Origin of the sequence: Citrobacter sp. BDA59-3, from assembly GCF_015167655.1 — a bacterium.
GTDB lineage: Bacteria > Pseudomonadota > Gammaproteobacteria > Enterobacterales > Enterobacteriaceae > Phytobacter > Phytobacter diazotrophicus.
This window is the reverse complement of the sequence record NZ_CP063427.1, coordinates 1147950-1167421: the sequence shown is the minus strand read 5'-3', so window position 1 is coordinate 1167421 and position 19472 is coordinate 1147950. Positions and strand designations below refer to the sequence as shown.

Below are 19472 nucleotides of genomic sequence, written 5' to 3'. Positions count from 1 at the left end.
AGGGTTTACGAGCAGCAAAGCGAAAAGGATCACAAAAGCGTTAACGCCGATCGAGCTGCGCAGCGAGTTGTGCCAGCTCATTCAGTCGTCTGGCCAGCGTTTCGCCACTGACGTTAATCGATGTTACCGGTGAGGTCGAGGCGCGCTCCACCAGCGTTACCGGCAGCCGCGTCTGGCCAATTCCAGTATCGTCCCCGGAGAGGCGTGCAAGGAGCCATTCCACGCTACGCTCGCCCGCGATTTTGAACGCCTGGCGGATGGTCGTGAGCGGCGGTGAGTACCAGGCGCTGTCGGCGGTATCATCATAACCGACCACTGAAATCTGGCCCGGTACGGTTAAGCCCCGCTCCGCGCAGACACGTATCACACCGAGGGCCATCTGATCGTTGGCGACCAGGATAGCCTGCGGCGGCGTATCTGCCGCCAGAAGCAGATGCCCTTTTTCGTAGCCGGATGCCGCGCTCCAGTCGCCGTATTCACAGCCACAGGGCGATAGCCCCGACTCCGCCAGTGCCGCCAGCCATCCTGACATTCTTGCCCTTGCAGAGACCGATGATTGCGGCCCCCCCAGCAACGCAATACGCTGATGCCCCTGCTCCAGCAAGTGCGCAGCGCCAAGCCGTGCCCCCTGGTCTGCATCAAAAATCAGGCTGTTGACGGCCGCCGTTTCACTGACATCAAGGAAGAGGACCGGCACCAGGCCTGCCAGTGCCGATAAGGCCTCTGCCTGTTCATCATCCAGCGGAACGTTAACCAGCAATCCATCGACCCGTTGGGCCAGTAGATCCTGCAACGCAGCAGTACATCCCCGGGTGTCCTGCACTTCCGGCATGGAAATGATCACATTCACGCCGGATTGTGTGGCGCGGGATTTCACCGCCGAGGCAATTTGAGAGGGAGCATGCAGGGCCAGGTCGGAAGTCAGTAGCCCCAGCGTTTTGGTCCGTTTCCCCGCCAGTTGCTGCGCCCCGCGATTGGGGATGTAGTGCAATTCCGCCATCGCCGCCAGCACTTTCTCCCGCGTCCGGGCAGACACATGTTCGCCCTGATTGATAACGCGCGAAACGGTTTGGTAAGAGACCCCGGCAAGGCGGGCGACATCATAGAGCGTAATGGTTTTCATGGCACTCATCTGGCGACGGATTTCGCGTCAGTGTACCCGATTACGTCAGCAACTGTTATGCAGGTGTAAGAAATGCCAGCAAAGCTATACGCGTGAGGCAAACAAAGCGGGGATAAGAAATGTCGACGAGCCAGGCTGGCCCGTCGTAAACATCGTCCGTGATGATGAGATGGTTACAACTGAATTATATTTTGTATCATCATCACAAAACTGAGTGCAATTTAAATGACAGTTTCATGACAATACAATTACTGCTGACGCGGAATAGGAAACCCTTTAATAGAAATAACGAAACTATCGCCTTCTTTTTTTATTTTTGCGCCAGCATCACACCAGTCGGTAGCGATGCGAAAGAACTCATCGCTACCAATATTCCAGTTCAGACGGACATGTTTAACAAAACCTGATCGTAACAGGTCACAGGCCTCGCAATAATTGCTGGCCGTTGAGAGCAGTTGTTGGTTCATTTTTTCTTCTTCAGAAGTTTACGTAATGCCTTGATCTCTTTTGGATTTAATGGAGCAGTACTTTCTTCTTCAAGGTGTTGGTTATCGATATCCTCTTCCGATACTCCGCCCTGTTCAACTGACTGAAACGCCAACAGCAGCAGTTTTTCAGTCGCCGTACTGAGGTTCTCATTATTTTCTTCTGCGTAATGACGGAGCTTTTCTTTTAACGTCTGATCAATTTTGACGTTCAATACCGCACTGGTCATGATTATCCCTTCCCGTGTGAAGTTAGCAAAGTATTAATACACGAAGTTAACATACTGATCCAGAGTTATATTAAAAGCTTATGACAAATTAAAAATATCCACAAATATTTTAACCTTGTTTTATGACATTTAAGTGAAAGTAATATTTCAAATATATGACAATGCATTATTAATGGTTGGCAATGGATAACGGCAGCGACGGAAAGGGGTGACAGTGGCATGTTTTTTTCGAGGCGGTATTGGTGTAACGAGTCAGCAAATTGCTTTACTTGCCCTTCGCCAGCACTAGCATAACGCGCTAATGCGACTAAGAAGAACCTTAACCGCTAATTATCACTTAGCAAAAAGAGATGCAGGATATGGATCTCTACCCTACTAAAACGGCGTTGATTTACTCCGCAGGCAACACCATGGAAATTCAAAAATCGCGCAGCACCGTTACCGGAGACAACCGCTGAGTTAGCGTTGTAAATCCCGCCACGCCTCGCGGGTGATTTCCCAAAGTTCGGAATCCAGTTCACCCGCCACATAGTGTGCTTTTTCGCGACGGACCAGACGCATACCGCTACGCTGCGAAAAATTAACTGACCGTGTGTTCACCGCCGCCTTTGGCGCACGTAGCACCTCTTTATCTAATTCCTCAAACCAGTAGCGCGTCACCGCATCACTGGCTTCTGACATCAGACCCTGCCCCTGCCACTCTGGCGCCAGCCAGAATCCGCGATTGTTATCGGGCAGGTCCATCAGACATATAACGCCAATAAGTTGCATTGGCTCGGCTTTACGCCGAATCGTCCAGTACCAGCCTTTTCCCGCGTCTGCCGCTGGCAAAGCGACATGATTAACATACTGGGCAGCGCCATCGTCCGGATAAGGCCAGGGGATCGTACCAATCAGGTAACGCACAATCTCCCAACGAGGGAAAACACGTTGAATTTGTTCCGCATCGGCGGAAACCAGCGGCTGAAGGAGTAATCGTTCGGTGGTGAGTTGCGGTGTGGTCACAGGCATTCTTTCTGCATAAACGGCGGTAAATTGACCATAAAACAGAAAGCGCACAAAGGGCAAGCTAAAAGAAGGTACCAGAAATGGGTGGGGGCCCTGCCAGCTACATCCCGGCACACACGTCCTTTGCCTTGGCTGCTTCCTTCCGGACCTGACCTGGTAAACAAAGTAGCGTTGCGGGAGAACCAACAGAGCCCCCATTGAGAGCGTTGTTAACCAACGCGCTGGCGCATTATCCATGTCCCATGCCGCAATTGCAAGCCGCACCCTGACGGATGCCGATTTCTTGCGCAATCTCCCCTTCACAGTCACGACCAGGCTGTTTATGCTGACCTTTCGTCAGTCAGGAAGGCAGTATGGATAATCACGATTCTTTTCCACAGCGGGTATGGCAAATCGTCGCCTCGATTCCAGAGGGCTATGTCACAACCTATGGTGATGTCGCCAGGCTGGCGGGGTCGCCACGTGCAGCCAGACAGGTCGGTGGCGTGCTAAAGCGTTTACCGGAGGGCAGTACTTTACCCTGGCATCGGGTGGTTAATCGCCACGGCTCAATTTCATTAAGCGGACCGGATTTACAGCGTCAGCGACAGGCATTATTGGAAGAGGGTGTAGCGGTATCCGGCAGTGGACAGATTGATATGCAACGCTATCGCTGGATTTACTGAAACCTCCTCTCCCGCAGGAGAGGAGGTACGCACATTACATCTGTGTCGGTGCAGGCGTTGCCGTAGAAGGGCTTACCTGGGTTGGGGATGTTGAAGGCACGGTAGTTGTCGCGCCACCGCCTGACTGCAACGGAATAGCGGTCTGCTGGACCGGAACCAGTGTCAGGTCAGCTTTTGTACCGCCCTGGTTAATGATCGGTTTAACCGTGTCGGTTACGAAGACCATTTTGTCATCAATGGTAATAGCCGCACTCAGCAGCAGACGCGCGTTAGGCTGGATGTCTGCCGGGTTAAACGGCAAGACAAAGCTAAACGGTGCCTGTTTACCTTCGGTGCGAACCGCTTTTTGGGCAATCACTTTAGACGGCGCATCGGCCATGGAGGCGTCAGAGACAGTGACGGTCAGGACCGCATTCGGCGGTAACGCCACTTTCTGGCGGATCCATACCGTACCAGAAACGTTAGGTTGGGTTATCGCCGCCGTACTCGCCGCAGGTGCCTGCGGGTTTGGTGCAGGCGTTGGAATGTCTGCGGCTTTTTTTGCGCAGGCAGTCAGCGCTACAGCGACTGCTAAACCACTTAACATGTGCACGAGTTTCATGAGTTCTCCTTATCTTCTATGCACCAGCAAGAATGTTTTCTGCCAGAATGTGTGGTTGGACCATCGTAACGTGTTCAAGTGTGGCACATGTCACTGATTTTTGCCTGCAAACCCCCATCTATTCAGATTATTGCACCCATCGGACCACTTTTATTTCCAGGTTATACTGATCAAGGAATCCGTTGCGTCGGTTTTATTTTTATTGAGGACACCTATGAGTCAGGCGCTTACAAATCTGCTGTCATTGTTGAATCTGGAAAAAATAGAGGAAGGTCTGTTTCGAGGGCAGAGCGAAGACTTAGGTCTGCGCCAGGTGTTCGGTGGTCAGGTGGTTGGGCAAGCGCTATACGCGGCGAAAGAAACCGTACCGGCAGACAGGCTGGTGCACTCGTTTCACAGCTATTTTCTGCGTCCGGGCGATAGCCAGAAACCCATTATTTATGACGTCGAAGTGTTACGTGACGGTAATAGTTTTAGCGCTCGTCGCGTGGCGGCCATTCAAAACGGGAAACCGATTTTTTATATGACGGCGTCATTCCAGGCACCGGAACCGGGCTATGAGCATCAAAAGGCGATGCCTTATGCGCCAGCACCGGAGTCGTTGAAATCCGAAACGGAAATTGCCCGCGAGCTTTCTGCGTTTTTACCGCCGCTGGTAAAAGAGAAATTTCTCGGCGACAAACCGATTGAAATCCGCCCCGTGGAATTTCACAACCCGTTAAAAGGACACGTCGCCGAGCCAACCCGTCAGGTCTGGATGCGCGCCAATGGCACGTTGCCGCAGGATTTACGCGTCCAGCAATATCTGCTCGGCTACGCGTCGGACTTTCACTTCCTGCTGGTTGCGCTCCAGCCACATGGCGTAGGTTTTCTCGAAAAAGGCATGCAGGTGGCAACCATCGACCACTCCATGTGGTTCCATCGCCCTTTCGATTTAAACGACTGGCTGCTTTACAGTGTGGAAAGTACCTCGGCATCAAGCGCACGCGGTTTTGTCCGCGGCGAGTTTTACAACCGGGATGGCGTCCTGGTCGCCTCTACCGTCCAGGAAGGGGTGATGCGTAACCGCGATGCGGCGGTCTGACCGCAGTACAATAACAAAAGCCTCCCAATGGGGAGGCTTATGTTGCTCAGGAGATAACTCAGTTCGATCAGGCGTTGTAGGCGTTCTCGCCGTGGCTGTTGACGTCCAGCCCTTCGCGTTCCTGATCTTCCGGAACACGCAGACCCACTGTCATATCAGCCAGTTTGTAACCGATAAAGGCGACGATACCAGACCATACGATAGTAATGGCGATACTTTCCAGCTGTACCAGAACCTGATGGCCCATGGTCACGCCTTCGGCATAACCCACGCCGCCCAGTGAAGTGGCTGCGAAGATACCTGTCATGATACAACCTACGATACCGCACACGCCGTGAACACCGAAGACATCACACGGGTCGTCAACACGCAGCCAGCGTTTCAGCGCGGTAACGCCCCACAGCCCCGCCAGACCTGCAACGATGCCCACGATCAGCGCGCCACCTACACCAACGTAACCACACGCCGGGGTGATACCCACGAGGCCAGCAATCGCACCAGAACAGGCACCCAACAGAGACGGTTTGCCGCGCAGCGCCCACTCACCGAAGACCCAGGAGAGGATCGCACCCGCTGTTGCCACGACGGTGTTAACGAAAGCCAGACCCGCAATTTCGTTCGCCGCACTCGCAGAACCGGCGTTGAAGCCGAACCAGCCAAAATAAAGGATTGCCGTACCGGTAAACACCATCGGCAGGTTGTGCGGTTTAAACGCTTCTTTACCGAAACCGACGCGTTTGCCAATCAGGTAAGCACCCACCAGGCCTGCAACGGCTGCGTTGATGTGAACGACTGTACCGCCCGCAAAATCCATGGCGCCATGGGTTGCCAGCAGACCGCCACCCCAGACCATGTGTGCGATCGGCACGTAGGACAGCGTCAGCCATACCACGACGAAAATCAGTACTGCGGAGAAACGGATACGTTCTGCCAGCGCACCGACAATCAGGCCGACGGTGATACAAGCAAACGAGCCCTGGAACGCCACGTGAATGTACTGATAGATGGTGCCCATCAGCGCTTTCAGCTCAATATTTTTCAGCATCACCCAGTCGAAGCTACCGAAGAAGCTGCCGCCAGTGCCAAAGGCCAGAGAGTAGCCGTAAACCACCCACAGTACGCACACCAGTGCGAACGTAACCGCTACCTGCGTCAGCATAGAAAGGACGTTTTTACCGCGGATTAAACCACCATAGAACAGGGCGATGCCCGGAATTGACATAAACAGCACCAGCGCGGTGCAAATCATCATAAAGGCATTGTCGGCTTTATCGACGACAACCGGATCGGCTGCCATAGCCAGACACGGCAGTAATGCCAGCGAGGCCAGACCCGCTTTTAATAGTGCTTTCTTCATTTTACCCATCCCCTCACTGTGTGCCAGGTATTACAGTGCCGCTTCGTCGGCTTCGCCGGTACGAATACGAATGACGCGTTGCAGCTCGGCAACGAAAATTTTGCCGTCGCCAATTTTTCCGGTGTAGGCCGCTTTGCTAATGACATCAATAACTTCATCGAGCTGATCGTCAGCAATCGCCACATCAATCTTCACTTTTGGCAGGAAGTTAACGCTGTACTCCGCACCACGGTACAACTCAGCGTGTCCTTTCTGACGTCCGAAACCTTTCACTTCGGTTACGGTTAACCCTTGAATACCAATTGAAGACAGCGCTTCACGAACGTCTTCCAGTTTGAATGGCTTAATTACCACGGTAACCAGCTTCATAGATCCCCCTCCAGTCGAAAATCGATAATGGCCGCAGCTAATACGCATGAGATATTGCAAGCGGTGTGCCAAAAATGAAAAATGGGAAAATTTCAGGCTGTTAAGCCGTCTAAGAAGGATGTCATAGCGCAGCGATGAAAATGGGAATGGTTCAGATTGTTCCTGGAAAAGAAAAACGCACCACGACAGTGCGTGGTGCGTTACTTTTTTGCACCAACAGCGGATCCTGTTAGTAGCATGCTTAATTTTGGTGCATCAGGCGATTAGCGATTCTTCTCGAACACTGGCGGCAAGCTCCTCCCCTGCCAGTTGTAGTTGATACATCTGCCAGTAGCGCCCTTTTGCCTCAAGCAGTTGCTGATGCGTGCCACGTTCAACGGCCTGGCCGCGATTAAGGACAAGAATGGTTTCCGCCTCGACAATCGTCGACAACCGGTGTGCAATCACGACCAGCGTCGTGTGCTGCCGGACCGCCGCCAGCGCCTGCTGAATGGCTTTTTCGGTGCCTGAATCGATATTCGCCGTTGCTTCGTCCAGAATCAGGATTTGCGGCGTATCAACCAGTACACGCGCCAGCGCCAGCAGTTGCTTCTGCCCGACGGAGAGATTATTCCCCTGCTCGCCAAGGCGGGTATAAATCCCCTCCGGCATTTCGCGCGCCAGCCCGGCCAATTGCACCACCTCCAGCGCATGCCAGACCTGCTCTTCGGAAATATCACGCCCCAGCGTGACGTTGGCAAAGAAGGTATCCGCCATCACCACCGGGTCTTGTTGCACCATCGCTATCCCTTTACGCAATGTGCTATGGCTCAGCGCGGAGAGTGGTCGACCATCCAGGCGGATTTCTCCTTTGGTCAGCGGGTAGTAGCCCATGAGCAGGCTTGCCAGCGTACTTTTACCGCTACCGGTGTGCCCCACCAGGGCCACAAAACTGCGGGCAGGTACATTCAGGCTAATGTCCTGCAGCACCAGACGGTCATCACGATAGGCAAACGAGACATCGTTGATATCAATAGATCCGCTTTTTAGCGGCTCATCGTCGTAGCCATAGGTCTGGCGTGGACAGTCCATCAGCTCAAAGACACGCTCCCCGGCCACTACCGCCTGCTGGAGCATCGACTGCTGGGTCGTCAGCTCAATCAACGGTTCATTCAGGCGACCAAGATAACTGATAAAGGCATACAGCACCCCAACCTCCATCGTGCCAGCCGAGCTAAAGCCAAACAGCATTAACAGGCCGCACAGCACCAGCGCGGAAAAGAGGCTCAGTAAAGGGCGCAGCAGGAAGCCATCGAGACGTAACGTCTGCATTCGCGCCAGGTAATGGGAGCGGCTTGCTGAACCCATGCGCTCACCAAAACGCGCCTGCTGGCGAAACTGCTGGATCACGCTCATCCCATTGATGACTTCGTTAAAGCCATCGTTGATATCCGCCAGGTAAGCCCTCATACGGCGCACAATTGGCGTGCTGTAACGCTGATAAATCAACATCACGATGATAACCGCCGGGAAGATGCAGATAGCGACAAGCGCCATACGCCAGTCGAGGCTGAACATCGCCACCAGCATCGCGCCAATCAGCGCCGCACTGCGCAATACTGTCGCCACCACCGTCACATAGAGATCGCGGATCACTTCAGTATCGTTGGTCACGCGCGAAATGATCTGCCCGACCGGCTGGGTGTCGAACGCGCTCAGCGGCTGTCGCAGAGCAGCATCCATCACATCAGTACGCAACCGCTGTACCACGCCGACGGCGGCCTGGTTAAACAGTAGCGCCTGGGCATAATGCAGCCCGGCCGCCAGCACCTGCAAGCCGACATAGACAACGACCATCCCCGCCACCAACCCAACGGGCAGGTAACTTTTCGCCACCATATTATCGATAAAATAGCTGATCAGCGCCGGACCGGATACTTCCGCCGCCGCCGCAACCCACAGCATCACGACGGCTTTGGTCAGCGGTTTGCGCCAGGGAGAACCGTAGACCAGCAAACGTTTCAGGGTAGGCCACTGTTGCACTAACTTACGCATCAACCGCCTCCTCTGGCGTGTCATCCAGCGCCGCTTCCAGTTGTTGATAGCGATACATATCACGATACCAGCCGGGCTGGCGCGCAAGCTGTTCATGTTGCCCGCGCTGCCCGATATGTCCATGCTGCATCACTAAAATCTCACTGGCTTCCGTCAGCGCCGACAGGCGGTGGGCGCTGATAATCACCGTACGCCCTTCTCCCCACTGACGCAGGTTATGTAGAATCTGGTGCTCGGTGCGGCCATCTACGGCAGAGAGCGCATCGTCCAATAGCAGAATCTCTGCGTTAAGCAGCAGCGCGCGGGCAATTGAGATACGCTGCTTTTGCCCGCCGGAGAGCATCACGCCGCGCTCACCGACTTCGGTATCATAGCCCTGCGGCAGGCGCAGGATATCCTCATGCACGCTGGCAAGCCGCGCCACATGTTCAATCTCGTCTTGCGTCGCCCCCGGTTTACCCAGCGCGATATTATTGGCGACAGTGTCAGAGAACAGGAACGGCGTCTGATTCACCACCGCCAGGCGGCTGCGCCAGTCATCCAGTTTTAGTTGCGTCAGCGGCACCCCATGAAAACGAATGTCCCCCTGCTCAACATCGAAATGGCGCTGAATCAGAGAGAGCAAGGTGGATTTACCCGCCCCGGTTGGCCCGCAAATCCCTAACATCTGGCCAGGTAACAGGGAGACATTCACATTATTCAAAATCGGCTGCACCGTTTGCGGATACGTAAATTCGCGAATCGCAATCTGCAGGCTACCGCGCCCTTCCGGAACCGATTCGGTACCGTCGGTCACCACCGGCGCTTCCGCCAGCATGTCGCGAATACGGCTATAGGCGGCGCTGCCGCGCTCAACGATGTTAAACATCCAGGCCAGCGCCAGCATCGGCCAAATCATTAAGCCAAGATACATGGTGAAGCTGGTGAGTTGCCCCAGCGTGAGCGAGCCCTGAATCACCATCCAGCTCCCGCCGCCAATCGCCAGCAGGTTTGCCATGCCGATAGCAATATAAATGGTCGGATCAAAACGGGCATCGACGCGGGCGACACGCATGTTTTTCGCCCCGGTATCGGCGGCCTCCGCGGCAAACAGCGCCGACTGCCTGTCTTCCAGACCAAACGCCTTGATCATGCGAATGCTGGTCATGCTCTCCTGAGTACGATCGTTAAGCGAGGAGAACGCCGCCTGCGCCAGCTTGAAGCGCTGGTGCAACTGGTCGCCGTAACGTTTAATAAAAATGGCCATAATCGGCATTGGCAACAGCGACAACAGCGTCAGTTGCCAGCTAATCTGCGTGGACATCACCACCAGCACCACGCAGCCCATCACCAGTGAATCCACCAGCGTGAGCACGCCTTCCCCGGCGGCGAACACCACCCGGTCAACGTCATTCGTAGCGCGCGCCATTAGGTCGCCCGTACGGTGGCGCAGATAAAATTCCGGATGCTGGCGGCTGAGCTGGCGGTAAAAATCTTCGCGTAGCTCGACGGCGAGCTGATAGGACGCGCCAAACAGCCAGACGCGCCAGACATAGCGCAGCAGGTAGATGACGATAGCAATCAACACCAGTGTCCCTACCCACATCATGATCTGCGATGCGGTAAAGTGCTGGCGGGTAACGCCATCGACAATGATCCCCACCACCTTAGGCGGGACGAGTTGTAGAATCGCAATAATGATAAGCAGGCCTACAGCACCGAGATAGCGTCGCCACTCCCGGCGAAAGTACCAGCTTAACTGAGCAAATAATCGCACGCGGTTACATCCTGAACGTGAGTTTTCCGGCTACCGCCGGGAGGGTTATTCAATGGGCAAAGCCGTGGTGTATTTTATCTGTTCCATCGCAAAACTGGATGTCACATCGGACAAGCCAGGTACACTATTGACCAGTTTTTTGTAGAAGTCGTCATAACGTTTCATGTCCGCAACCTGAACGCGTAACAGGTAATCATACTCCCCCGCCATACGCCAGAATCCAAGCACTTCCGGCATTTCCGAGACCACGGCGGTGAAGCGACAGTACCACTCGCTGCTGTGATGCTGAGTTTTGATCAGCACAAATGCGGTCAGGCTCAGGCCAAGTTTCTCCGCATCCAGCACGGCTACCCGTCCGAGCAGGATACCCTCCTCCTCAAGCCGCTTTAGTCGTTTCCAGCATGGCGTGCTGGTCAGATTAACGGCATCCGCCAACGCCTGCAAAGAGAGCGTGCAGTCCTGCTGGAGCAAAGAAAGCAACTTACGATCTATTTTATCTAGCATTACGCCTTCCCGGAGAAAATTTTTCTCTTAACAGTCTATTTCAAAGTTTAAATGGCAACAATTTTTCCTGCGTTTTCCGCTAATCTGGGCACAAAATGATAAATGGAAACGATGTATGAACAGTGACTGGGTTAAGCATGCCATTAACGAAATCAATGCCGATTATCAGCGATCTGCGGACACGCACCTGATCCGTCTCGCGCTGCCAGCTTTCCCCGGCATCAGGCTCTATCTGAAAGATGAAAGTACGCATCCAACCGGAAGCCTCAAACATCGTCTGGCGCGTTCACTCTTTCTCTATGGCCTGTGTAATGGCTGGATTAAAGAAGGCACCACCATCATTGAAGCGTCATCCGGTTCAACGGCGGTATCAGAAGCATATTTTGCCCGTCTGCTGGGATTACCGTTTATTGCCGTTATGCCTTATTGCACGGCAAAACGAAAAGTCGAGCAGATTGAATTTTACGGTGGTCGCTGTCACTTCGTGGAGAGCGCCTGCGAGATTTACGCGGCCTCAGAAACCCTGGCGCGTGAACTGAACGGCCATTATATGGATCAGTTTACCTATGCCGAACGTGCCACCGACTGGCGCGGTAATAACAACATTGCGGATAGCATTTTTCGCCAGATGAAAAACGAGCCGCATCCGGTGCCGGACTATATCGTCATGAGCGCAGGTACGGGCGGCACATCGGCCACTATCGGGCGTTACATTCGCTGTCAGGGCTACAGCACCGAACTGATGGTCGTGGATCCGGAAAACTCGGTGTTTCTCGATTTCTGGCAAACCCGTGACGCCAGGCTGCGTTCCTCGGTGGGTAGCAAAATTGAAGGCATTGGCCGACCACGCGTCGAACCGTCATTTATTCCTGACGTGGTGGACGAGATGTTGCGAGTGCCGGATGCCGCCAGTGTGGCAACGGCGCAATGGCTGGAGACACAATTGGGGCGTCGGGTTGGCGCATCGACCGGCACCAATATGTGGGGAGCCTTACATCTGGCGGCGCGTATGCGCGACGAGGGGCGGAGTGGCTCTATCGTGACCCTGTTGTGCGACAGCGGCGAACGTTATCTTGATACCTACTACAACCCGCAGTGGGTTGAAGCCAATATCGGCGATATTCGCCCGTGGCGGGAAGAAATTAACTCGCTGATAAAATAAAAAAGCCAGGTATTCACACCTGGCCGCTGGAAAAGATCTCATCATTCGGGGGAATAAGGAAGATTAGGTGTATCCAGCCAATGCGTTAAGAAGTGCGACACGGCCTGATCGCGGCAGTGTCCGATAACCGGTAAGTGTGGAAGCGCGGCGCGCAATTGTGGCATGGCATTTCCCATGATCATGCCGCGCCCTACGCTTGCCAGCATCTCTCTGTCATTCATGGCGTCGCCGAACGCCATGCAATCCTGCATCGGCACGCCCAGCAGCGAGCTGAGCATGGTCAATGCCGAACCTTTGTTGCAGCCGAGCGGTAATACCTCCAGACAGTAAGAGGCGGAAAAGCATAAATTGGCGCGTCCGCCTAACACTTCATTCATCTGGATCCGCAGACGGCACAGGTCGTCATGTTCACCTACAAAACAGATTTTGGTCACGTCATGGGCAGGCAGTCGCTTGAGATCCACCAACTGGTAAGTGAATCCACTGTAGATATGCTCGTCCAACGCCTCCGGGACAGGTTTATCCGTCATCCAGCCGTTATCGTTAAACGCATGGATGCTGGCCTGCGTATCCCATTTGCTGTGCAGTACAAGTTCAGCCACTTCGGGATCAAGGTCCTGGCGATGTAAAAGTTCCCCCTCCAGAGAGTGGACGCGCGTGCCGTTACCGGTTATCAAAAAAGCGTCCAGCGCGAGGATGTCGATGAGCTTGCGCATCTCCAGCGCATGCCTGCCGGTCGCAAAAGTGAGGGTAATGTCGCGTTCACGCAGACGGCGTAGCGTTGCTACAGTTTGCTCACCAAGGCGGTGATCGGGCATCAACAAAGTACCGTCCATATCAAAAGCAGCCAGCCGGGCCATATTTCATCTCCAGATGTGATCGCCGTGTATTGCGCAGAAGTATTGCCTGATATATACGGAAGTAATAGTGAGCAGATACAGAGAATTGTTCCGGGTTTATGCGACTCCTTAACAGACTCAATCAATACCAGCGTCTCTGGCAGGTCTCATCAGGAGAAACGCAACAGGTCAGCGTGGCAGAACTTGCCGCACGCTGTTTTTGCAGCGACCGCCATATGCGTACGCTGTTACGTCAGATGCAGGAAGCCGGCTGGCTGAACTGGGATTCCCGCTCCGGGCGGGGTAAGCGTGCAGCGTTGCAGTTTTTGCGGACGCCGGAATCCCTGCGTCAGGAGATGATGGAGCAGGCGCTGAATGAGGGCCAGCAGCAAAACGCGCTGGCGCTGGCGCAGCTCGCGCCGGAAGATTTGCGCATTTTACTGAACCCCTTCCTTGGCGGGCTCTGGCAAAACGATACCCCGACGTTACGCATTCCTTACTACCGCCCTCTGGAGCCGCTACGGCAGGGTTTTTTACCTGGCCGGGCGGAACAGCATCTTGCCGGGCAAATCTTCTCTGGCCTGACGCGTTTCGTTGACGATAGCTTTTTACCGCAGGGGGATTTAGCGCATCACTGGGATATTAGCGAGGATAAGCTGACCTGGCGGTTTCATATCCGCACGACGTTGCACTGGCATAACGGCGATGTCGTGAATGTTCGCCAGTTACAAACACGTTTCATGCTACTCCTTGAACTGCCCGCCTTACGGACGCTGTTCGCCAGCGTCAAAAGCGTGGAGGCTACCCATTCCCACTGTCTGACATTTACGTTGCACCATCCGGATTTCTGGCTGGCGCACCGGCTTGCCAGCTATGCCACCACGCTGGCGCATCCGCAAATGCCACTAATCGGTACCGGGCCGTTCCGTCTGGCCTCATTCAGTAAGGAACTGGTCAGACTGGAAAGTCATGAGCAGTACCACCTCACTCATCCATTATTGAAAGCGGTGGAGTTCTGGATTACACCGCAGCTTTTTGAGCAGAATCTCGGGACCAGTTGTCGCCACCCGGTGCAGATTGCGATTGGCGAGCCTGATGAACTCGTGCATTTGCAGCAAGTGAGTAACAGTGTCAGTCTTGGGTTTTGTTATCTGACACAGCGTATTGGCGCGAATCTCACCCCGGCACAGTCACGACGCCTTGTGCAAATCATCCATCAGACGTCGCTGCTGGAGACACTGCCGCTGGATGAAAACCTCATTACCCCCAGTAAAGAACTTCTCCCTGGCTGGACGATTCCGCAGTGGCCACCGAAAGAGAGCGTTGAGTTACCGCCCACGCTAACCCTGCTTTACCATCTGCCGGTGGAATTACACACTATGGCGCAACAGTTCAAACGTTATCTGGCCGAACTGGGCTGCGATGTCACGCTGATTTTTCATGATGCGAAAACCTGGGATGGGTGCAGTACGCTGGCGCAGGCGGACTTACTGATGGGCGACAGGCTGATTGGCGAAGCCCCGGAATATGCGCTGGAACAGTGGTTGCGCTGCGACCCGGTCTGGCCCAATGTACTCAGCCGTGCGCAATTCTCCCATTTGCAGGCTACGCTCGATGCCGTGCAAAGCGTGGCGGACGAAACTGCGCGTAGCGAGGCGTTGCAGGCGGTATTCAGCCACCTGATGGATGAGGCCATACTGACACCGCTGTTTAATTATCAGTATCGGATTAGCGCGCCGCCAGGCGTAGAGGGCATTCGCCTGAACACCCGTGGCTGGTTTGATTTTACCCAGGCCTGGCTACCGGCACCGGCGCGGTGAAGAAGCTGGTCGGGACAATCCGCACGCGCTACCATATCGCCTTTATGAATGAATACCGGGAATAATTATGAAACGTGCCGTAGTCGTGTTTAGTGGCGGGCAGGATTCCACAACCTGTCTGGTTCAGGCGTTGCAACAATACGATGAAGTGCATTGTGTCACCTTCGATTATGGTCAGCGTCATCGTGCGGAAATCGATGTGGCGCGTGAACTGGCATTACAGTTAGGCGCACGTGCGCACAAAGTGCTGGACGTAACGTTACTGAATGAACTGGCCGTCAGCAGCCTGACGCGCGACAGCATCCCGGTACCGGATTATCAGCCTGATGCCAGTGGTATCCCGAATACGTTCGTACCCGGGCGCAATATTCTGTTTTTGACCCTGGCGGCCATTTACGCATATCAGGTACAGGCCGAAGCGGTGATCACCGGCGTTTGCGAAACCGATTTTTCCGGTTATCCGGACTGCCGCGATGAGTTTGTCAAAGCCCTGAACCATGCGGTTACTCTGGGCATGGCGAAAGATATTCGCTTTGAAACGCCATTGATGTGGATAGACAAAGCCGAAACCTGGGCGCTGGCAGATTACTGGGGCAAGATGGAACTGGTGCGCAATGAGACGTTGACCTGCTATAACGGCATCAAAGGCGATGGCTGCGGACAGTGCGCCGCCTGTAACCTGCGGACGAATGGCCTGAGCCATTACCTGGCCGATAAGGCCGGGGTGATGGCAGCCATGAAAAAGAAAACCGGGTTGAAGTAACGCACCCTTCTGGGTTCTGGGTTCCCGGGTGCGCTGCGGTATGAACCGGGAACATGGCTTCCCCGGGCTACAATTTGTATCCACTGCCATAATCGCGTAGCCCGGATAAGGCGCTTGCGCCGCATCCGGGAGATTTTTGCGACTGTCACGCCTCTTCGCGGATCATCTCTTCCAGCCTTTCACGTAACTCCCCTTCCAGCGCCAGCGCCTTTTGCGTTTTAAGATCGATACACACAAAGGTCACTAACGCATCGGTCACCACTTCACCTCCCGGTTCCAGCGTCACGACCTGGCTGAGCACGCCGCTTCGTCCGTTAATCTGTTTAACGTGGCTGGTCACCGTCAGGCGGTCGCCCAGCACGGCAGGACGGCGGTAATTGATATTGATGTTGACGACCACGAACGCGATGTTATTCGTCGTCATCCATTTAAAGTTTTCATTGTTTTCCAGCCCATCCCAACGCGCTTCTTCCAGGAATTCCAGATAACGGGCATTGTTCACATGCTGATAGACATCGAGGTGATAACCACGAACTTTGATCTGAGTCTGCATAGCGCTTTAACCTTTACTTTTGTTATAGGAACAGAGGCCATAACTGGTATGACCTCTTTAGTCTGGCAAAATTTCGCCACTACGCAAGCATCATCTTTTATAGGGTCAGATTTCCGAGGTTGCGTTCAACAAGCGCACTCCCCATACCAGGCACCTGCTTGAGATCGTCCAGGGTCTTAAAGGGGCCGTACTCTTGCCGGTAGCTCACAATCGCCTGCGCTTTTTTCATGCCCACACCATTCATCACCCGCGCCAGATCCTCAGCGCTGGCGGTATTAATGCTAACCCTTGTACCGTCATCATCAGTGCTTTTTGCCGTGTCGGGGGTTTTAGCACTCGACGTCGCGCCGTTATCGGCTTTGGTTTGTACCGCTGGCGCTTTCGCACCACCGTCATTGGGGGCTGCCAGCGTACTATGGCTGATGCCAGCACAGGCAAAAGAAAGGGTCAGTAAAAGTACTTTGATTCCATGTTTCATGCTGTTTCTCCTTGGTGTTTAACAACGAGGCTACGATAAACAACCGGGAAAAACGGGACAAATGGTGAAGCGCAAATGTGGAAAAGGCCGCGAAAGCGGCCTTTTGAATTGCAAAACGTTGCAATATTTGTGGAAAGCGTCTCGCTATTCCTGCTGTTCCATAATCGCGCCAAGTTTGATTTTGGCTTCTTTACGCAGGTTGGTCATCAGCGCCTCGAAAGCGATCTGTGCATTGTTCTGGGTAATACCCTGAACCATCGCTTTCTTCTGGTCGTCCGGCATGGTGCCAGCTTTCACTTCATCTAACGCCAGAATCGCGACATTGCCCTGGGCATCGTTCGCTACGCCATAACCCGGTTTGTCTTTTTCAGGCAGCGGCAGGCTAAAGGCCGCCTGGCTAATCGGATCCTGACCGGTACGAGTCAAGGTTTTCGCTGCGCCAAAACTTAACCCTGCGGCTTTCAGCGCATCGTCGCCTTTACCCGCTTTCAGTTCAGCGATCAGCTTGTCAGCATCCAGCTTGGCCTGCTGCTCTGCTTTGTTATGCTTAACGATATCACTGACCTGAGCTTTAACCTCTTCCAGTGGCTTAATAGCTTCTGCTTTATGCTCACTCACACGCAGCACGAAAGCGCGGTCGCCATCGACAGTAATAATGTCAGAGTTACTGCCCGGCGCACCGTTCACACCCACCAGACCACCGTCAAAAATAGCATTGGCAACAGGTTTAAAATTAAGCTCTTGCGGCAGGCTGTCACGGCTAAACCAGCCCGTTTCAACGGCTTTTGTCCCGGCGACTTGCTCAGCACCCGCCAGAGATTCATTATCGTTGCTTGCGGCTTCGCTCACCTTCTGTTGCAGGGCATACCAGGCATCCAGTGCCTTATCCTGCTTCACTTTCGCGGCGATCTCGTCATGAACATCGCTCAGCGGTTTAGCTTTTGCAGGCTGAATGTCATCAAGACGAACAACCAGGAAGCCAACAGAAGATTTGATCACGCCTGACAGTTGGCCTTTGTCTTTCAGACCTGAATTTTTCAGTTCATCAGGTGTGGTGGCCGGCTCCAGCCACCCCATATCACCGCCGTTACGGGCAGAGATAATGTCAGTGGATTTTTCTTTCGCCAGTGCGGCAAAATCTGCCCCTTTGCTCAGTGCGTCCAGCACGGCTTTAGCGTCATCTTCTGTTTTGGTCTGAATAACGCTATAGCGATTACGTTGCGGCTGCGTGAACTGATCCATGTGCTGATCATAGTAAGACTGAATATCCGCGTCGCTGACGTCCTGCTGCATATTGGCTGCATCCAGCTTGATATAGCTGACACGGAACTGCTCCGGGGAGACAAAGCGGGTTTTATTCTGCTCATAGAAGCCGGCGATCTCCTGATCGCTTACGGTCTGTTTTGCCGCCAGCGCATTCACGTCGATCAGCGCCTGACGCACAACGCGCTGCTGGGAAACCAGCGCCGCCAGTTCATCCGTCTCACCTTTGAGCATGAAGTCAGTACCCGCAATCGCGTTGATCAGTTGCTGAGAGGTCAGTTGGTTGCGCAGCGCCTGTGCATACTGATCTGCATTCATCCCCATCTGGTTGACGATGCCGTTGAAACGGTCGTTATCGAATTTACCGTTGGTCTGGAAAGCCTGGGTGGAGAAAATCGCTTTCTTAACCTGCTCATCGCTGATGCCCAGGTGCAGGTTATGCGCGTACTGGTCCAGCAGTGCTTCGTCGATAAGGCGGTTCAGTACCTGCTGACGCATGGATTTGATATAGTTTTCATTCGCGGCCAGCTCTGAGAACTGGTCACCCAGCTGCTGCTGCATACGATTACGTTCACTGGCAACCGCATTTTCGAATTGTGCGCGACCAATCTCCTGGTCATTTACCTTTGCGGCATAATTATTGTTACCGCCAATAAGGTAGCTACTGACGCCGGTCAAAATGAACGACACGATAATGACGCCGAAAATGATCTTGAGCACGATGCTGTTTGCTGCCGTGCGTAAATTGTCCATCATGGTGTAACAACACTCCGCTGTAGGTGACTGTAGACCTCTCGCAGTCACTCAGTTTCCCGACGCTGCGTATAGGGTCGTATTTTGACAAGAAAAGGGGGCAATTGTCAGCCCACAACTCGCAGAAACTCAGATAAGAGTGACTGAATAAATAAAAAAGGCACATCTCTCGATGCGCCCTTGTACTTTTCACCTCCCACAGGGAAGCGATCAGTTAACCGCGTCTTTCAGTGCCTTGCCAGCGCGGAAGCCCGGAACCTTAGCTGCGGCGATAGTGATTTCTTTGCCGGTCTGAGGATTGCGACCTGTACGCGCAGCACGCTCTTTAACAGCAAAAGTACCAAAACCTACCAGCGCTACATCGTCCCCTTCTTTCAGAGATTCAGTAACAGAAGCAATTAAAGCATCTAACGCACGTCCAGCAGCCGCTTTAGAGATATCAGCCCCCGCGGCAATCTTGTCTATCAGTTGAGATTTATTCACTCTTCTCTTCCTCTCTTTATAATTTATATCGCGCCTGAGTCCTTCACAGCGCGACCGCGCAGCAGTTATATCAGGCCTGTCATGCCCTTACAACACCAGTTGATGATGACACACCCAACCAGCAATCTAAATTAGCTATACA

The 19472-nt window shown here is 53.7% G+C and carries 20 protein-coding genes and 1 other RNA gene; 5 read left to right on the top strand and 16 right to left on the bottom strand.

Annotated features, from left to right (window positions below; genetic code table 11):
* Nucleotides 1–40: 40 nt before the first annotated feature.
* The 5 genes from IP582_RS05395 to ffs form a co-directional block, all read right to left on the bottom strand.
* Nucleotides 41–1123 carry a LacI family DNA-binding transcriptional regulator gene (locus IP582_RS05395; RefSeq protein WP_193795297.1) on the bottom strand — a complete coding sequence of 361 codons (1083 nt, stop codon included), beginning with the start codon at nt 1121–1123 and terminating at the stop codon, nt 41–43.
* Nucleotides 1124–1371: 248 nt separating this feature from the next.
* Nucleotides 1372–1590 carry a hypothetical protein gene (locus tag IP582_RS05390; protein WP_041852481.1) on the bottom strand — a complete coding sequence of 73 codons (219 nt, stop codon included), beginning with the start codon at nt 1588–1590 and terminating at the stop codon, nt 1372–1374.
* A complete protein-coding gene (locus IP582_RS05385) occupies nt 1587–1838 on the bottom strand; it encodes a hypothetical protein (RefSeq protein WP_041852482.1) in 252 nt (83 codons plus the stop codon). The genes IP582_RS05390 and IP582_RS05385 overlap by 4 nt, the downstream gene beginning before the upstream one ends.
* Before the next feature lie 459 nt (nt 1839–2297).
* Nucleotides 2298–2849 (bottom strand): GNAT family N-acetyltransferase, encoded by a 552-nt coding sequence (locus IP582_RS05380; protein ID WP_193795296.1) that lies wholly within the window; start codon nt 2847–2849, stop codon nt 2298–2300.
* An 88-nt stretch (nt 2850–2937) separates the two neighbouring features.
* Nucleotides 2938–3034, bottom strand: an RNA gene (gene ffs / locus IP582_RS05375) — signal recognition particle sRNA small type.
* 165 nt (nt 3035–3199) lie between these two features.
* Between ffs and IP582_RS05370 the strand changes: the two genes are divergently transcribed.
* Nucleotides 3200–3511 carry an MGMT family protein gene (locus IP582_RS05370; protein ID WP_193795295.1) on the top strand — a complete coding sequence of 104 codons (312 nt, stop codon included), beginning with the start codon at nt 3200–3202 and terminating at the stop codon, nt 3509–3511.
* Nucleotides 3512–3545: 34 nt separating this feature from the next.
* Here the strand turns inward: IP582_RS05370 and IP582_RS05365 are convergent, their stop codons facing one another.
* Nucleotides 3546–4112, bottom strand: coding sequence for a YbaY family lipoprotein (locus tag IP582_RS05365; protein ID WP_071195825.1), 567 nt, complete (start codon nt 4110–4112; stop codon nt 3546–3548).
* Between the two features lie 214 nt (nt 4113–4326).
* On the opposite strand from IP582_RS05365, the gene tesB reads away from it, so the two are divergent.
* Entirely contained in the window at nt 4327–5196 is an 870-nt protein-coding gene (gene tesB / locus IP582_RS05360; RefSeq protein ID WP_041852486.1) for an acyl-CoA thioesterase II, read from the top strand.
* 67 nt (nt 5197–5263) lie between these two features.
* Here tesB and amtB read toward each other — a convergent pair whose 3' ends face one another.
* From amtB to IP582_RS05335, 5 genes are all read right to left on the bottom strand, one after another.
* Nucleotides 5264–6553 (bottom strand): ammonium transporter AmtB, encoded by a 1290-nt coding sequence (gene amtB, locus IP582_RS05355; protein ID WP_041852487.1) that lies wholly within the window; start codon nt 6551–6553, stop codon nt 5264–5266.
* A 30-nt stretch (nt 6554–6583) separates the two neighbouring features.
* On the bottom strand, nt 6584–6922 hold the full coding sequence (gene glnK / locus IP582_RS05350; RefSeq protein WP_002891893.1) for a P-II family nitrogen regulator: 339 nt from the start codon (nt 6920–6922) through the stop codon (nt 6584–6586).
* Between the two features lie 255 nt (nt 6923–7177).
* A complete protein-coding gene (locus IP582_RS05345) occupies nt 7178–8956 on the bottom strand; it encodes a SmdB family multidrug efflux ABC transporter permease/ATP-binding protein (RefSeq protein WP_193795294.1) in 1779 nt (592 codons plus the stop codon).
* A complete protein-coding gene (locus IP582_RS05340) occupies nt 8949–10712 on the bottom strand; it encodes a SmdA family multidrug ABC transporter permease/ATP-binding protein (RefSeq protein ID WP_193795293.1) in 1764 nt (587 codons plus the stop codon). The genes IP582_RS05345 and IP582_RS05340 overlap by 8 nt, the downstream gene beginning before the upstream one ends.
* Nucleotides 10713–10757: 45 nt before the next feature.
* Complete coding sequence (locus tag IP582_RS05335; protein ID WP_193795292.1) at nt 10758–11216, bottom strand: Lrp/AsnC family transcriptional regulator; 459 nt, start codon at nt 11214–11216, stop codon at nt 10758–10760.
* Between the two features lie 115 nt (nt 11217–11331).
* Between IP582_RS05335 and IP582_RS05330 the strand changes: the two genes are divergently transcribed.
* Entirely contained in the window at nt 11332–12378 is a 1047-nt protein-coding gene (locus IP582_RS05330) for a PLP-dependent cysteine synthase family protein (protein ID WP_193795291.1), read from the top strand.
* A gap of 41 nt (nt 12379–12419) precedes the next feature.
* Here IP582_RS05330 and cof read toward each other — a convergent pair whose 3' ends face one another.
* Complete coding sequence (gene cof, locus IP582_RS05325) at nt 12420–13238, bottom strand: HMP-PP phosphatase (RefSeq protein ID WP_193795290.1); 819 nt, start codon at nt 13236–13238, stop codon at nt 12420–12422.
* Nucleotides 13239–13336: 98 nt separating this feature from the next.
* On the opposite strand from cof, the gene IP582_RS05320 reads away from it, so the two are divergent.
* Both IP582_RS05320 and queC read left to right on the top strand, forming a co-directional pair.
* Complete coding sequence (locus tag IP582_RS05320) at nt 13337–15037, top strand: SgrR family transcriptional regulator (RefSeq protein WP_193795289.1); 1701 nt, start codon at nt 13337–13339, stop codon at nt 15035–15037.
* Between the two features lie 67 nt (nt 15038–15104).
* The gene (gene queC, locus IP582_RS05315; RefSeq protein ID WP_193795288.1) at nt 15105–15800 is read left to right on the top strand and encodes a 7-cyano-7-deazaguanine synthase QueC; all 696 of its coding nucleotides are present in this window, start codon (nt 15105–15107) and stop codon (nt 15798–15800) included.
* A gap of 145 nt (nt 15801–15945) precedes the next feature.
* Here the strand turns inward: queC and IP582_RS05310 are convergent, their stop codons facing one another.
* The 4 genes from IP582_RS05310 to hupB all read right to left on the bottom strand — a co-directional run bounded on the left by IP582_RS05310 (nt 15946) and on the right by hupB (nt 19330).
* The gene (locus tag IP582_RS05310; protein WP_193795287.1) at nt 15946–16353 is read right to left on the bottom strand and encodes a YbgC/FadM family acyl-CoA thioesterase; all 408 of its coding nucleotides are present in this window, start codon (nt 16351–16353) and stop codon (nt 15946–15948) included.
* Between the two features lie 97 nt (nt 16354–16450).
* Entirely contained in the window at nt 16451–16831 is a 381-nt protein-coding gene (locus IP582_RS05305) for a helix-hairpin-helix domain-containing protein (RefSeq protein ID WP_193795286.1), read from the bottom strand.
* A 144-nt stretch (nt 16832–16975) separates the two neighbouring features.
* Complete coding sequence (ppiD, locus tag IP582_RS05300) at nt 16976–18850, bottom strand: peptidylprolyl isomerase (RefSeq protein ID WP_193795285.1); 1875 nt, start codon at nt 18848–18850, stop codon at nt 16976–16978.
* Between the two features lie 207 nt (nt 18851–19057).
* Nucleotides 19058–19330, bottom strand: coding sequence for a nucleoid-associated protein HU-beta (hupB, locus tag IP582_RS05295; protein WP_041852498.1), 273 nt, complete (start codon nt 19328–19330; stop codon nt 19058–19060).
* Between the last annotated feature and the right edge of the window lie 142 nt (nt 19331–19472).